Origin of the sequence: Corynebacterium sp. CCM 9204 (assembly GCF_041357695.1) — a bacterium.
Lineage (GTDB): Bacteria > Actinomycetota > Actinomycetes > Mycobacteriales > Mycobacteriaceae > Corynebacterium.
The window spans coordinates 342,261-357,251 of the sequence record NZ_JAUERX010000001.1; the positions used below are offsets into that span (position 1 = coordinate 342,261).

Here is a 14,991-nt window from a genome sequence, read left to right on the forward strand (position 1 = left end):
AACAAGTCAGTGACGTGAAAGCGTCAGGATTCCCCGGTCGTCCTCGCTGCTGGCTGTGACCCGGACCAGTTCACCGAGGGGGTGTGCTGGAGTCAGATCGAGGGACTCCACGGTGGGGGCTCCGGGAATGTTCGCGAAGACACGCCACCGGAGCCGGCCGTTATCGAGCATCCCGAACGCGACCGCCTGATCGCCCCCGATCTGTGCGAGGCACTCCGAGAGTCGGTCATCGGGAAGAGCCATCGCGACGATGAGTTCGCTGTCTCCGGCCGTGGTGACATCGCGCAATGAGGGAATTAGCTCGGGGTCGGTCGTCAGTGCCTTCGTGAGACGGGGAATCATGAGGTTCCGCAGATCGAGATGGTCTTCCTCTGGGTCACGGTAGACCCTGACCATCACTGAACCGGAATCATCGAGGGGCTTCTCGTCGAAGATCTTGATTGTTACCTCCGACGGTTCGACGCCCCGGGCGGCTGCTGCCGCCGCCACCGCTTCTCCCAGTGCGGTGCTCCGGGTGGTCGTTTTCGTCGTGAACTCGAAATCGAGGCCCCGGGTGGTGCAGTTGTCCGCGAAAATCCTCTGGGCGACACGTGCTTCATGGGTTTTCATGCCGTCATCAATCCTTGGGGGTTCGTGTTTTGGGAGCGGTCCGGTCTGCCCGAGACAGGCCCGGCATCAAGGATAAGGCACCACTGGTTAGGGCAGGGTGATCGCCCGGATGCCTGATCTGTGAACTTGATCCTCGGCCTGTTTCCGGATTTTGGTCCGCCACCGCCGTGAACGGTGTGTTCGCTGAAACCTGGGCGGACGTGGGGGAGTGGGCAGACATCCGCCAGGGGTGGCTACGACATGGTTCGGGTCGGGATGTTTGTCCGATCTGATTGCTGTGTTGACGAATGTGATCGTCATCTCGGGAGTTCCAGGAGGCTGCGGTCCTGCGGTTTATAGAGGTGATCTCGACCACGTCTGCGCAGCGTGTTCGGGATATGGGCACTATTCCGCGCCGTGTCGAGTGCTCTATAAGACAGAGGGCGCCATGGAGTGTTCCGGATCACGATAGTTAATGTTATGTTTGTCTCTGATTCTGATGTTTGTAACGCGTTTAGACACATCCCCGATCAAGGAGATCTTGTGAACACAATTCGCCGCATGATGGCGGCCGGTTGCATTGGTGCCGTTGCCTTGGGAGGCCTCGTGGCCTGTGGATCAGGCGGTGGCTCTGACGACGGCGTCGGCTCCGTCTACTTCCTGAACTGGAAGCCGGAGCAAGAGGCAGCATTCAAGGAGATAGCCGAGGAATACACGGCGGAGACCGGAGTGCCGGTCAAGGTTGTCACCGCTGCTTCCGGTACTTACGAGCAGACCCTCAAATCCGAGATCTCTAAGTCAGATGCACCGACTCTCATCCAGGTCAATGGCCCTGAAGGTCTCAAGACCTGGAGCAAGTACATCGAGGATCTGAGCGATACCGATTTCGCGACCAGGCTGAAGGACCCCGAGCTTGCGCTGACCGGTGAGGACGGAAAAATCTACGGTGTTCCCCTCGCGGTTGAGGGTTACGGCATCATCTACAACCAGGCGATCTTGGACGACTACTTCGCGCTTTCCGGTGCCAAGGCGGCTTCTGTCGATGAGATCGACAACTTCGCCACGCTCAAGGCCGTCGCCGATGACATGCAGGCGCGCAAGAACGAGCTGGGCATCGATGGAGTTTTCGCCTCCACCTCGTTGGCGTCCGGAGAGGACTGGCGCTGGCAGACACACCTGTCGAACATTCCCGTCTACTACGAGTTCCGTGATTCGGGGGTGACTGACAAGGAGCAGCTCGACTTCACCTACAACAAGGAGTTCAAGAACCTCTTCGATCTGTACCTGAACGATTCCACCACCCCGAAGACCCTCGCTCCGTCGAAGACCGTCACCGACTCGATGTCCGAGTTCGCCCAGGGCAAGGCCGCCATGGTTCAGAACGGAAACTGGGCATGGAGCCAGATCTCCGACATCGACGGTAACGTCGTCACCGAGGAGAACATCAAGTACCTACCGATGTACACGGGACACGAAGGGGAGGAGAAGCAGGGACTGGCTGTCGGTACCGAGGCCTACATGGCGATCAATGCCAAGGCCGATGAGGCGGACAAGAAAGCCACGAAAGACTTCGTGAACTGGCTGTTCCTCACGGATGCAGGTAAGAAGCACGTCGTCGAGGATCTCGGTTTCATCGCCCCCTTCGATAACTACACCGATGCCGACATCCCGAATGACCCACTGGCGAAGGAGATCGCCGTCTCGATGAACGACACATCCCTTAACGTTGTTCCCTGGGTGTTTCAGGTGTACCCGTCGCAGAAGTTCAAGGAGGACTTCGGACAGGCTCTCGCGCAATACGCTTCTGGCAACCTGGCATGGGATGAGGTTGTCAGCACGGTGCGCGATAGTTGGGCCGCAGAGAAGAACTGAGTCCACAGTCACTTAACCGCTTTAGCCATCGTCCGGATGCGTTTCCGGGGGTCCACCGTAGGCGCATCCTGACGATGGCATGTGGCCGAAAAGAGTAACCGATGAGATCCAGTCTCAAGTACTACTTCCCGATCTTCGTTCTCCCGACTCTGCTGGCGTTCGCCGTAGCGTTCCTCGTTCCCTTCTTCATCGGTCTCGTGTTGTCCTTCTTCGACTTCACCACGATCACCGACGGCACCTTCGTCGGGGTACAGAACTACATCGACGTCTTCGCCGATCCCAGGAGTGGCTTCACCGAGAGTTTCATCTTCACGATCATGGTCGTCGTCGTTTCAATGATCACGGTCAACATCTTCGCATTCGCCATTGCCTGGGCACTGACTCTCAAGCTGCGGGGAACGAACTTTTTCCGGACTGTGTTCTTCATGCCCAACCTCATCGGTGGCATCGTCCTCGGTTACACCTGGCAGGTGATCATCAACGCGATACTGGCGAAGTATGGCACCACGATCGTCGCTGACTGGAAATACGGGTACATCGGCATGATTGTGCTGATCAACTGGCAGTTGGTCGGATACATGATGATCATCTACATTGCCGGTCTGCAGAACGTTCCCGCCGAACTGATCGAGGCCGCGGAGATCGACGGTGCCGGTAAGTGGCTGATCCTCCGGCATGTCACTGTCCCGATGGTCATGCCGTCCATCACGATCTGTCTCTTTCTCACGCTGGCCAACACGTTCAAACTCTTTGACCAGAACCTCGCGCTCACCAACGGTGCTCCGCAGGAAAAGACCGAGATGGTCGCGTTGAACATTGTCAACACGATGTTCCTGCGTATCGGCGAAGAAGGCATCGGGCAGGCGAAGGCCGTCATATTCGTCGTGGTGGTCGTCGTGATCGCCATGTTCCAGATTCGCGCAACCAGATCAAAGGAGATCGAGGCATGAGTACATCCGCATCCTCCGGGGTTCCGGATTCCGCAGCCCTCGGCCCCGTGGGCGCCAATCCGTCCCGTCAAGGTCGTACACATCGCGATGACGGGGCGATCGGCCCAGTTGGCAAGGTGTTCACCTATGCGCTGCTCGTATTCCTGACGATCGTGTTCCTCGGTCCGATCGTCTTCATCGGAATGAACTCATTCAAAACCAAGTTCTCCATCGCGACCGATCCGTTCTCTCTGCCGGTGAAGAATATGTGGGTTGGACTGCAGAACTACGCGACCGGGCTTCAGTTGTCTGGTTTCTACAACGCGATCATCTGGTCTTTCTTCATCACTGTCTGCTCAGTCGTCGTCATCGTGTTCTTCTGCGCGATGACCGCCTACTACATCACCAGGGTGAAGACCTGGTGGACGTCAGCGCTCTACTACATGTTCGTGTTCTCCATGGTCGTGCCCTTCCAGATGGTCATGTTCCCGACCGTCAAGATCGCAGACACCCTGGGACTCGACACCCCGTGGGGAATAATCGTGCTCTACCTCGGCTTCGGCGCGGGACTCTCCATATTCATGTACTCGGGCTTCATCAAGTCGATTCCGTTGGAGGTCGAAGAAGCCGCGATGATCGATGGGTGCAATCCACTGCAGATCTACTATCGTGTCGTCATGCCGATGCTCAAACCGACGGCGATCACGGTCTCGATCCTGAACACCATGTGGATCTGGAACGACTATCTCCTGCCGTACCTGGTGATCGGACTGTCGAGGCCGGAGTACCGGACGATCCCCGTCGTGGTCCAGTTCCTCGTGGGGTCCAACGGTAACCGGGACATTGGTGCACTGATGGCGATGCTCGTGCTGGCAATCATCCCGATCATCATCTTCTACGTGGCCGCCCAGAAGTACATCATCGAAGGCGTCGCAGCCGGCGCAGTCAAGGGATGAGCGGGGAACCTGGGACACGGAGTTCGCCCGGGGAGCAGATGTTCTCGGTGAATGGCCGGATGCACGCGGCGATGGCACTGTTCGCGGATGTCGTCACCGTGAACGTCCTCGTCGTAATCAGCAGTATCCCTCTGGTTACCGCCGGAGCGTCCCTCGCCGCGGCCTACAGTGTCATCTTCCGCAGGCTCAATGGAGAACACGGTTCCTTACCTCGGTTGTATGTGCGCAGTTTCCGGTCCGTGTTTCGGAGGATCACCCCACTGTGGGGCGTCTTCGTCGCCCTCATTCTACTTGCGGTATACGAAATCGCGCTTCTCGACGCAGTGTCCGACGGTGCGGCGGCCACAATGTTCCGGGCGTTCATCATCGGCGGATCGGTCATCGTCGTGATGATAGGTTCCTGGGTGATCCCGGTAGCCGCCGTCGGTGGGGCGGGGCCACGCGACACCCTGGGGGTCGCGGTATCGCTGGCGTTCCGGAAGCTGCCGAGGACGCTTTCTCTGCTTCTCATCCTGCTGTCACCCTGGGCGTTGGCGGCGGTGTCACCGATGTGGGCCGCGCGGGTGCTGCTGGCCCTGCTGACCTTCGGGACCGGCCTCGTGGTGTACCTGGGTGCGCTGATCGTCCGCAGGCCCGTCCACCGTGTTTTCGGGATTCCGGTCACGGAAGAGCCAACTGAAACGATGAAGAGCCCCTGCACCCGGTGCGTCGGAGAGCGAGAATAAACGCCGTGTGATCACCCTGTCCACCAGTTCGAACTGGTGGACAGGGTCAAGATCCGGTCAGCAGTCGTAGTACATCTCGAACTCCTGCGGGGTGGGGCGCAGGCGGACCGGGGTGATCTCGTTGTCGTACTTGAACTTGATGTACGTGTCGATGAGGTCCTCGGTGAACACGTCTCCCTCGGTGAGGAAATCGTGGTCACGCTCCAGCTCTTTCAGGGATGCCTCGAGGGAGGTCGGCGCCTGCGGGATGCTGGCTGCCTCCTCCGGGGGAAGCTCGTAGAGGTCCTTGTCAACCGGCGCGTGCGGTTCGATGCGGTTCTTGATGCCGTCGAGACCGGCGAGCATCATCGCGGCGAAGCCAAGATAGGGGTTACCGGACGGGTCCGGTGCGCGGAATTCGATGCGCTTGGCCTTCGGGTTGGATCCGGTGATCGGGATGCGCACGGCGGCGGACCGGTTGCGCTGCGAGTAAACGAGGTTGATCGGTGCCTCGAAACCCGGCACGAGACGATGGTAGGAGTTCAGCGTCGGGTTCGTGAAGGCGAGGACGGCACCAGCATGGTGCAGGATACCGCCGATGTAGTAGCGGGCCATGTCTGAGAGACCGGCGTACCCGGACTCATCGTGGAACAGCGGTTTGCCGTCCTTCCACAGTGACTGGTGGGCGTGCATCCCTGAGCCGTTGTCGCCGGCGATGGGCTTCGGCATGAAGGTCACCGACTTGCCCTGCTGGAAGGCTGTGTTCTTGATGATGTACTTGAAGCTCTGGAGATCATCCGCTGCGTGCAGGAGAGTGTTGAACCGGTAGTTGATCTCCTGCTGTCCGCCGGTACCGACCTCATGGTGCGCGCGCTCCAATGAGAAACCACACTTCGCCAGATTGCGGCACATGTCGTCGCGGAGATCTTGAGCGTGGTCGTATGGAGCGACGGGGAAGTAACCGCCCTTCATGCGGGTCTTGTATCCGAGGTTGGGGGAGCCGTCGAGGTTTTCCTCCTCGCCGCGGTTCCACCAGCCCTCGACAGAATCGAGGTGGTAGAACCCAGAATTGGTATCAGTGGCGTAGGACACCTTGTCGAAGATGTAGAACTCGGCTTCGGCGCCGAAGAAACACGTGTCGGCGATACCGGTGGAGGTGAGGTATTCCTCCGCCTTGCGGGCGACGTTGCGCGGATCGCGGGAGAACGGCTCGCGGGTGAATGGATCGTGCACGAAGAACTTCATGTTGAGGGTCTTCGCCTTCCGGAACGGATCAACCACCGCGGTGGCGAGATCCGGAAGCAGATTCATGTCGGATTCATCGATCGTGGTGAATCCGCGGACGGAGGAACCGTCGAACGCGAGCCCCTCCTCGACCGCATCCTCATCGAACATGGACGCGGGAATTGTGAAGTGCTGCTCAATTCCCGGAACATCGGTGAATCGGATGTCGACGAACTCGATATTCTCGTCGGCGATGAACTTGGTGACGTCTTCTGTGGTTTCAAATGCCACGGTGACTCCTAATAGCGGGCCGGTTCGGGGTGGCCGGATGCATGATCGTCTCGGATGATCTCTCACATGAAGGGAGCCGGACCAGTGACCGCGCGCGGCCGCCGATGCGGAACCTATTCACATATACCCAACACTGTACCCAGTTTCTGTCGCGTGACCATAACCCACGCCGTGTGCGCAGTGGCACTGTTCGGACGCTAGATTGGGGGTATGGCACGCGAAAGACACAGTTGGCTGGATGGACCGAAGATTCCCGCGCAGAACGAGAATCCGCTCGCACCCGCAAAATGGCCGGGGGAACGGCTCGGTCTCCCCGAAAACGGCTATGGTGCCCTGGCCAGTGTGATGCGCCGTGTCGGGGGGATTGCATTGGATTGGATCGTCGCGATGCTGGCTACGGTCATTGTCACCTCGATGACGGATGCACTCGGGGGGTTCGCTACCGTCGAGCTACTGATGTTCTTCATCATCAGCGTTGTAACTGTCAGCCTTTTTGCCCGCACTCCGGGGCAGGCGATGATGAAGATGGGGGTCGCTCGTGTCGACCGTCCCATGGAACGTGTCGGGTTCCTCCGTGCTCTGGTTCGTGCCGTTCTCACCGTATTCATTTTTCCCCCTGTTCTTGTTGATTCTGACGGGAGAGGCCTCCATGACCGGGTTACCGGCACAGCGGTGATCCTCGGCTGAACGCCCTGCAGTGTCACAAGAAAAAACCTGGGAATGGCGTGCCATTCCCAGGTTTTCCGCTGCGTCTTTCCTACAAGAGTATGAACAGCACCGCTTGAGCGGCGATGATCTTCGCCATCATCGCCATGGGGTACACCGTCGTATAGCCCATGGATGGCAGTTCATTTCGGGTCTGATCGGAGACATAGCTGAGCACCGCGGGGTGAGTCTGTAGGCCGGCGACGATTCCCGCAGTCTGGCCGAAGGGGATCCGCATGACCTTGTGCCCGATGAACAACGTGAACAGGGACAGCGTGAAGGTCAGGATCGCGCCACCCGCGATGATCTTCAAGGTTGCGGGATCGCCGAGAGCTTCCTTGAAACCAGCTCCTGCGGTCGTGCCGATACCGGCGAGGAACAGCGTGATACCGAACTGCCGAAGTGCGAGATTCGCGCCGTAGGGAACCTGCCAGACGATCCGTCCGGTGCGTCCGTAGGATCCCAGGATCAGAGCCACGACGAGAGGACCGCCAGCGCTTCCAAGCCGCAGTGTGATGCCACCGGGGAGTGGGATCGGGATCATCCCGACGAGCACGCCGATAGCCATCCCCGCGAGGAGTGGGAGGAGGTTGATGTCAGACAGTCGCTTGTAGGAGTCTCCGAAAAGACGGGTAGCCTGATCAATCCGATCATGGGTACTGACGACACGCACCCGGTCGCCCAACTGGAGAACTGTGTCGGGGGTCGCGACCATGTCGACATCGCCGCGGCGCACGCGGGTGACGAGCATTCCGGGCATTCTGGGGTTCAACTTCGAGAGCGGAATCCCAACCATGGAACTGGTGGAGACGAAGATTCGGCGGTAATCCAGACGTTCATCGTGCGTCGGATCCCCGGGGAGCAGTTCACCGATTTCCGCTGCCGCGAGTTCAACTTCTTCCGGCGTTCCGACGATGGAGAGGATATCCCCGACGCTCGCCGTGTCACCAAGCTCCGGTAGAAAAAGTCTACCGTTGTGCTCAATCCGCGACACGATGATCTGGCGGTGGAGGCGGTTCCGGATGTTCGTGATCTCGGCGAGATCCTCCCTTTCGACGCGGACACGGCGGGTGATGAGTTTCTGTGGCGCGACGCCAGCCTTCTGTGCCTCCTTGTCGTGATCGATCTTCCATACCTTGCCGAGTATGGCTACCGACAGGATGACACCCAAAACACCGATCGGATAGGCCAATGAGTACGCCACGACCGGTAGCTCGATGACTGCTGCAAGCTCGGCCGGGTCACTGACCAGCCCCGGGACGGCATCCACCACCGCGGCCATGGCCGGGGTGTTGGTCATCGCTCCGGTGAACATGCCGGCACCTGATGCACCACCGATCCCGAGCATGGGGATGATGGCGAGAGCAATCAAAGCGACGATGAGAATTGCTCCGACTCCGAGGATGTTGTGCCGGATACCGGTGGTCCGGATGGAACGGAAGAAACCGGGTCCGGCTTCGAGTCCGATCGTGTAGACGAAGAGTGAGAGTCCGATGATGAAGACGATCGGCGGGAGCTGGATCTCGGGTTCGATGGTGGAGAACCCGATGCCGACGAAAAGTACGGCGGCGACACCGAGGCTGAATCCACCGATTCGGAGTCGGCCGAAGACCAAACCGATCGACATGATGACGAGCAGGGCCAGGAGTTGATTGTCGACGAGTAGTTGCACACCTCTATGATCCCCCCGGTCATGTCCGTTTTGCAACAAGGTTCACTAGGGGGATGATCACAATAAGTCGCAGGTGGGGGCGCATAATGGAGTTACCCTGCGAATAGTGTTTGTGAGGGGTTGTTATTGAGGGGTGGTAAAACGGACATAATCAGAAATGTGCGGCGGGAACTTTTTGGATACCTTATCCTAGATGAGGGCGGTAGTAATGTCCGGGTGTTGCCCGGGGGACACATCGGAGAAGCAGAAAAGCCGCTTTCGTACGGTCTCGTACGAAAGCGGCCCGGAAGACGAGAACTACTTCTTTTTCCGTTCGGCGGCCCGGCGGGCGCGTCGGCTCAATCCAGCCACTGAGCCCCCCTTGGGTACCGGCCCCTTCGGAATCCCGGGGTTACCCTGTTGTGCATCCATCGCCTCGAGGCGGGCATACAACGAATGCACCTCATTCTTCTTGATGTTCCGGGGGAGTCTGACCAAGGCACGCTGTAGCTTGGCCACTGGGACAGCATCCTCACCGTCACCGACGTAGATCTCATACACGGGATACTGACTGGCTATTCGCTGTAGACGACGACGTTGTTGTGCGACGAGAGGCTTCACCCGGCGGGCATCTCCCTCAGCAACGAGAACGATGCCGCAGACACCGACAACGCGGTGCACAGCATCCATCTGGGGTGTCGCGGCAACGGCGGTGTGGGTCTTCCAGACCATGCCAACGCCACTCCGCAGATTCTCCAGCGCCCAACCAGCGGCCCCGGGCTGCCCTTCCGCCCGGCTGTAGACCGACTTCTGTAGACGGTTGGTGAACAGCCAGAGGGCGGCAAGAACACCGAACACGAGACCAATGGGCAGCATAAACCACTGCCCACCCCAGAGCAGTCCGATGAGGAATCCGAGTGCACCGAGACCGATGATGGCGAGTACTGCCAGAGGCAGGAACTTTTTGTCCTGTTTCCTTAGCATGTTGAATGCCTGCCACATTTGGGCACGGGTCTGCTTACGCTGAGCCCGCTTGGCGGCTTTCTCTTCCTTCATCGCGGCCTTGGCGGCCGCCTTCTTCTCATCTGCCATGACCACAACAATAGGTGATGGCAGATGAGAAGGCGTTCACCGACCCCGGCCCCGGTCAGCAACCAGTGCGCTGGAACGGGGCGAAACTCTGCACCGGAGTGTCCTGAGATGCTCCATACTTGCTGATGAGGCTTGATGCCTCCTGAGCGGTGGTGCCCTCGGTCGTATCCTTCAGATGCGCGAGATTCTCAGGGAGTTTTTCACCGCGCGCTTCGATTGTCTGGGCGTAGAGCCTACCGGCGCGGTAGGAGGAGCGGACGAGTGGCCCGGACATGACACCTGTGAAGCCCATCTCCTTGGCTGCCTCAGCATGCTCAAGGAACTCCTCCGGTTTCACCCACCGCTCAATGGGGTGGTACATGGGTCCGGGCCGCAGATACTGGGTGATCGTCAGGATGTCACAACCTGCATCATGCAGATCGTGCATCGCCTGGGTGATCTCCTCGTATGTTTCACCCATGCCGAGAATCAGGTTGGACTTGGTCACGAGACCGAAGTCTCGAGCCTGCCGTATCACCTCAAGCGAACGGTCGTAACGGAATGCGGGCCGGATCCTCTTGAAGATCCTGGGAACTGTTTCGACGTTGTGCGCAAAGACCTCTGGCCGGGCTTCGAATACCTCCTGGAGGAGGTCGGGTTTTCCGGAAAAATCTGGGGTGAGGTTCTCGACACCGGTATTTGGATTGAGCTCGTGGATCTTCCGCACGACCTCCGCGTAGAGCCAGGCACCCTCGTCCGGGAGATCATCGCGGGTGACGCCTGTGATCGTCGCATAATTGAGCTTCATCTCACGGATTGATTCCGCCACCCGGCGGGGTTCATCCCGGTCGAGTGGTTCCGGTTTTCCGGAGGAGATCTGGCAGAAGTCACATCTGCGCGAACACTGCGACCCACCGATGAGGAAGGTTGCCTCCCGGGATTCCCAGCACTCATGCAGATTCGGGCAGCCCGCCTCCTGACACACAGTGTGCAGGGAGGCTCCGGCCACCCGTTTCTTCATGTCCTTGAATTCGGGACCGGTTTTGGCGGTGGTACGGATCCAGCGCGGCTTGGTCTCGATCGGGGTCTGAGCGTTACGGGCCTCAACCCGCAGCAGCTTGCGTCCTTCTGGTGCTACAGTCACGGCCCCCACCCTACCCGGGGGAGTCCGCACGGTGAAAAGAGCAGTCAGTGCTCTGCTGATCCACCCCGGATGCCCGGAGCGGGTGGAACCGCACACGGGTCCGGCGCAGAACCGATGGTGTGCTCGGCCACCGTGAGTCTGCCGGAGAGTGTTTCGTCCAATGCGGACGCGAGTGGGGAGATCATCTCATCAGGGGTCACGGTGCGGTTCAGCTCCACGGAGAGCGTCGTGACTCCTGCGTCTGAGATTCCGCACGGGACGATGTGTTCGTAGTATTCGAGTGTGTTGCAGCAGTTGAGCGCGAGCCCGTGCATCGTTACCCCACGAGTCACTCGGATCCCGAGAGCCGCCACCTTCCTGTCCGGTTGATCCCCGTCAGATGGTAGCCAGACCCCGGAACGCCCCTCGATCCGGCCCGCGCCGGTGAGTCCGACCTGCCGGACAACCTGGATCAGCGCTTCCTCGACCCGCCTGACGTAGTCCACGACGTCGATAGGCTCTGTCAGCTTGATGATGGGATAACACACGAGCTGTCCAGGACCGTGCCAGGTGATGCGGCCACCCCGGTCAACATCCACACACGGTACCCCATTGGTGGGACGATCCGACGGCTGTGTTCGCTTCCCGGCCGTGTAAGTCGACGGATGAGTCAACATAAGGAGCTGGTCCGATATCTCATCCGCAGCGCGGGCGCTCGCTATCTCGGCCTGTTCATTCCACATCCGGCGATAGTCCACCTCGCCGAGCTCTCGGACCACGAGCGGGACACTCAAATTTCGGATTGGGGAATCTGCTGGTGTGAATGGAGGACGCGGGGCACTCATAGTGGATTCAACAGTACAACCACTGGAATGCTGGCAGGGAATTAGGGGCAGAAGGGGAGTACGTTCGTACGTTGTTGACGGCAGTAGGGTTCGAATGTACTGACCAGAGTTTCCCAGACAGTGTCGGCGAAGGAGGCGTCGGGGTAACGGTTATCCGTTTCCATGCACGCGATTCCGTGGGCTGCAGACCAGAGGGTTGTCGCGACAAGTTCGTTGTCCGCGATCATTGTGACAGGGCTACCCGCCCACTCCTGCATCTCCTGAAGTAACCGGCGCCATGGATCTGACTGGAGGGTCTCACAGGTGGTGGTGCCACTGGCAACCAGTCGGTAGAGCTCCGGCTGAGCGGTAGCCACCTCCCGAAATGCGGACATGAGATCCGCCAGATGGAAATGGCCATTCTCGTCACGTGTCGCCCACAACATTTCACCGATAATCGCTATCGCATCGATAGTGAGCATCGCACGGAGTTCATCCTTGTTGGATGTGTGCTTGTAGAGTGACGGGGCTTTAATGCCGATCCGCTCCGCGAGGCCTCTCATGGTCAGGGCATCCCACCCTTCGGATTCCGTCATGTCCCGGGCGGTGGCTATGATTTGCTCGGCTCGCGCAGTGCGTGAGGGGAGTGTGGGGGCGGAGATATTCACGCCCCTAAATGTATCACTGTTGACGTAATGTGGCCGCAGGAACGAAGCCCCAGCCCGGTGAACGAAGCCACCGGGCAGCACCCCGTGAGCGACAGGTGAATCTGTATCCAGGTCCAGACGAACCACATATTTGGGGCTGGAGTTGCCGTCAGCGGAATACTGAACAGTCGCTGTTAAGAAAGCCGGAAAGGCTGATGCCCGTCACTCGCCGGAGGCGGTCAACGGGCATCAGCATGGAATGTACGGAGCTAGAGGTCCAGATCCTCCACGAAGTCAGCCTTCTCGAGGCGGTCTCGGACAGTCGTCATGAAACGTCCTGCATCGGCACCATCGATGACCTGGTGGTCGTACGTCATTGGGAGGAACACCATCTGACGGACGGCGATGGCGTCGACACCGTCATCGGTGACCACGACCGGACGCTTCACAATGGCACCCGTTCCGACCATCGCAGCCTGCGGCGGGACCAGGATCGGGGTGTCGGTGAGGGCACCTTCGGAACCGATGTTCGTGATGGTGAATGTTCCACCGGTCAGATCGCTCGGCTTGAGCTTGTTGTCGCGGGCACGCTGAGCGATATCCGCGATTGCCTTGGAGATTTCTGCGATCGACATGTCCTGCGCCTTGTGGATGACCGGTGAGAGCAGCCCACGCGGGGTATCCACGGCGATGCCGAGGTTGACGTCCTCGTGGTACGTCATTTCCTTGGTCTTGGCGTTGTAGCTCGCGTTGACGTTCGGGTGGGAGACGAGGGCCTCGATCATCGCCTTCGCGAAGAACGGGAGGTACGTCAGATTGACACCATGCTTCTCCTGGAAAGCGACCTTGTTGGCCTTGCGCAGTTCGGCCACCTTGGTCATGTCGACCTCGTGGACCTGCGTCAGTTGGGCGGCCGAATGAAGGGACTCGAGGGTCTTCTTCGCGGTGATCTCACGGATCCGGTTCACCCGTTGCGTGGTTCCACGCAACTTCGCCTTCTCCGGGTCGACCGACTTCGTCGAGGCCCGGGAAGCCTTCTCTGGAGCAGTGGTTGTTGACTGTTCTCCACCGTTCGCGGCGGCGAGAACGTCCTGTTTACGAATTCGCCCACCGACGCCAGTACCCTTGATCGAGGTGAGATCAACCCCGTGCTTGTCTGCAAGTTTACGGACAAGCGGAGTTACATACGGTACGGAACCATTGTCGGAGGTCTTTTTCTCCGCTCCCTTCTCTTGCTTGGGCTCGGGCTTCTTCTCCGGCTCGGTCATCTTTTCTGCAGCCTTCTCTTGCTTGGGTTCGGCCTTCTTCTCCGGCTCGGCCTTCTTTTCTGGTTCAGCTTTCTTTTCTGGTTCAGCCTTCTTTTCCGGCTTCGATTCCGGGGCCTCGGCAGGCTTTGCGGATTTGTCTCCGATTCGGACGATGACCGCGCCGACGTCGACGGTATCGTCTTCCTCCGCGAGGATTTCCAGGATGGTGCCTGCGACGGGGGAGGGAACCTCGGTGTCGACCTTATCTGTGGAGACTTCGAGGAGTGCCTCGTCGACCTCGACGGTATCGCCGACAGATTTCAGCCAGCGGGTGATTGTGCCCTCGGTGACTGATTCGCCGAGTTCGGGCATCTCGACATCGGTCGACTCACCGGAACCGGATGTATCAGCGGCTTCCTCGACCGTGTCATCCTCGTTTTTCTCCTCGGATGCCCGGATCTCCTCTTCGGAGGGAACCTCGCCGTCGGAATCGTCCGGATCGTCACTGGACGTGGATTCGTCTCCGATTCGGACGATGACCGCGCCGACGTCGACGGTATCGTCTTCCTCCGCGAGGATTTCCAGGATGGTGCCTGCGACGGGGGAGGGAACCTCGGTGTCGACCTTATCTGTGGAGACTTCGAGGAGTGCCTCGTCGACCTCGACGGTATCGCCGACAGATTTCAGCCAGCGGGTGATTGTGCCCTCGGTGACTGATTCGCCGAGTTCGGGCATCTCGACATCGGTCGACTCACCGGAACCGCTCTTCTTCGCGGATGTCGAATCCGCGGAATCCTTTTCTTCGGATTCATTGGAAGTATCCGATTCCTGTGCGGATTCACCGCCCTCATCGGAGGAATCAGAGTCGGAATCGTCAGCCGTATCAGCGGAATCGCCGATCTCGGCGATGACCGCACCGACATCGACCGTCTCGTCCTCTTCTGCGAGGATCTTGGTCAGTACACCGGAAACCGGGGACGGGATCTCGGTGTCGACCTTGTCTGTGGAGACCTCCAGCAACGGCTCGTCGGTTTCGACCGTGTCACCGACTTCCTTGAGCCAGCGGGTGATTGTGCCCTCGGTGACGGATTCACCAAGTTCGGGCATCTCTACAGAGAACGCCATTGTGTCAGACTCCTCAAAAACGTCGTGTCGGGTA

General features: G+C 59.3%; 13 protein-coding genes. 5 read left to right on the forward strand and 8 right to left on the reverse strand.

Annotated features, from left to right (window positions below; all coding sequences use genetic code 11):
- Positions 1-6: 6 nt before the first annotated feature.
- Positions 7-609, reverse strand: coding sequence for a hypothetical protein (locus QWU43_RS01525; protein WP_370913776.1), 603 nt, complete (start codon positions 607-609; stop codon positions 7-9).
- A gap of 522 nt (positions 610-1,131) precedes the next feature.
- On the opposite strand from QWU43_RS01525, the gene QWU43_RS01530 reads away from it, so the two are divergent.
- From QWU43_RS01530 to QWU43_RS01545, 4 genes are all read left to right on the forward strand, one after another.
- A complete protein-coding gene (locus QWU43_RS01530) occupies positions 1,132-2,460 on the forward strand; it encodes an ABC transporter substrate-binding protein (protein WP_370913777.1) in 1,329 nt (442 codons plus the stop codon).
- A 101-nt stretch (positions 2,461-2,561) separates the two neighbouring features.
- The gene (locus tag QWU43_RS01535) at positions 2,562-3,410 is read left to right on the forward strand and encodes a carbohydrate ABC transporter permease (protein WP_370913778.1); all 849 of its coding nucleotides are present in this window, start codon (positions 2,562-2,564) and stop codon (positions 3,408-3,410) included.
- Positions 3,407-4,345, forward strand: coding sequence for a carbohydrate ABC transporter permease (locus tag QWU43_RS01540; RefSeq protein ID WP_370916982.1), 939 nt, complete (start codon positions 3,407-3,409; stop codon positions 4,343-4,345). The genes QWU43_RS01535 and QWU43_RS01540 overlap by 4 nt, the downstream gene beginning before the upstream one ends.
- Positions 4,346-4,383: 38 nt before the next feature.
- Positions 4,384-5,070, forward strand: a complete 687-nt coding sequence (locus QWU43_RS01545) for a DUF624 domain-containing protein (protein ID WP_370916983.1) — start codon at positions 4,384-4,386, stop codon at positions 5,068-5,070.
- A gap of 57 nt (positions 5,071-5,127) precedes the next feature.
- Here QWU43_RS01545 and glnA read toward each other — a convergent pair whose 3' ends face one another.
- Complete coding sequence (gene glnA / locus QWU43_RS01550; RefSeq protein WP_370913781.1) at positions 5,128-6,564, reverse strand: type I glutamate--ammonia ligase; 1,437 nt, start codon at positions 6,562-6,564, stop codon at positions 5,128-5,130.
- A 210-nt stretch (positions 6,565-6,774) separates the two neighbouring features.
- Here glnA and QWU43_RS01555 point away from each other — a divergent pair, with 210 nt between their 5' ends.
- On the forward strand, positions 6,775-7,251 hold the full coding sequence (locus QWU43_RS01555) for an RDD family protein (RefSeq protein WP_370913782.1): 477 nt from the start codon (positions 6,775-6,777) through the stop codon (positions 7,249-7,251).
- A 70-nt stretch (positions 7,252-7,321) separates the two neighbouring features.
- Here the strand turns inward: QWU43_RS01555 and QWU43_RS01560 are convergent, their stop codons facing one another.
- The 6 genes from QWU43_RS01560 to sucB all read right to left on the reverse strand — a co-directional run bounded on the left by QWU43_RS01560 (position 7,322) and on the right by sucB (position 14,957).
- Entirely contained in the window at positions 7,322-8,941 is a 1,620-nt protein-coding gene (locus QWU43_RS01560; RefSeq protein ID WP_370913783.1) for an aspartate:alanine exchanger family transporter, read from the reverse strand.
- 297 nt (positions 8,942-9,238) lie between these two features.
- Positions 9,239-10,012: a DUF4191 domain-containing protein gene (locus tag QWU43_RS01565; RefSeq protein WP_370913784.1), complete on the reverse strand. Its 774-nt coding sequence runs from the start codon at positions 10,010-10,012 to the stop codon at positions 9,239-9,241.
- 55 nt (positions 10,013-10,067) lie between these two features.
- On the reverse strand, positions 10,068-11,135 hold the full coding sequence (gene lipA / locus QWU43_RS01570) for a lipoyl synthase (RefSeq protein ID WP_370913785.1): 1,068 nt from the start codon (positions 11,133-11,135) through the stop codon (positions 10,068-10,070).
- A gap of 44 nt (positions 11,136-11,179) precedes the next feature.
- Positions 11,180-11,959, reverse strand: a complete 780-nt coding sequence (gene lipB / locus QWU43_RS01575; RefSeq protein WP_370913786.1) for a lipoyl(octanoyl) transferase LipB — start codon at positions 11,957-11,959, stop codon at positions 11,180-11,182.
- A gap of 41 nt (positions 11,960-12,000) precedes the next feature.
- Positions 12,001-12,606, reverse strand: coding sequence for a TetR/AcrR family transcriptional regulator (locus tag QWU43_RS01580; RefSeq protein ID WP_370913787.1), 606 nt, complete (start codon positions 12,604-12,606; stop codon positions 12,001-12,003).
- Positions 12,607-12,854: 248 nt separating this feature from the next.
- On the reverse strand, positions 12,855-14,957 hold the full coding sequence (gene sucB, locus QWU43_RS01585) for a 2-oxoglutarate dehydrogenase, E2 component, dihydrolipoamide succinyltransferase (protein WP_370913788.1): 2,103 nt from the start codon (positions 14,955-14,957) through the stop codon (positions 12,855-12,857).
- Positions 14,958-14,991: the final 34 nt, after the last annotated feature.

What these genes read in the sequence shown, in the direction of transcription:
- QWU43_RS01525 (WP_370913776.1), bottom strand. Translation starts at nt 609, where the DNA reads ATGAAAACCCATGAAGCACGTGTCGCCCAGAGGATTTTCGCGGACAAC.
- QWU43_RS01535 (WP_370913778.1), top strand. Translation starts at nt 2,562, where the DNA reads ATGAGATCCAGTCTCAAGTACTACTTCCCGATCTTCGTTCTCCCGACT.
- QWU43_RS01540 (WP_370916982.1), top strand. Translation starts at nt 3,407, where the DNA reads ATGAGTACATCCGCATCCTCCGGGGTTCCGGATTCCGCAGCCCTCGGC.
- QWU43_RS01545 (WP_370916983.1), top strand. Translation starts at nt 4,384, where the DNA reads ATGTTCTCGGTGAATGGCCGGATGCACGCGGCGATGGCACTGTTCGCG.
- QWU43_RS01555 (WP_370913782.1), top strand. Translation starts at nt 6,775, where the DNA reads ATGGCACGCGAAAGACACAGTTGGCTGGATGGACCGAAGATTCCCGCG.
- QWU43_RS01565 (WP_370913784.1), bottom strand. Translation starts at nt 10,012, where the DNA reads ATGGCAGATGAGAAGAAGGCGGCCGCCAAGGCCGCGATGAAGGAAGAG.
- lipB (WP_370913786.1), bottom strand. Translation starts at nt 11,959, where the DNA reads ATGAGTGCCCCGCGTCCTCCATTCACACCAGCAGATTCCCCAATCCGA.
- sucB (WP_370913788.1), bottom strand. Translation starts at nt 14,957, where the DNA reads ATGGCGTTCTCTGTAGAGATGCCCGAACTTGGTGAATCCGTCACCGAG.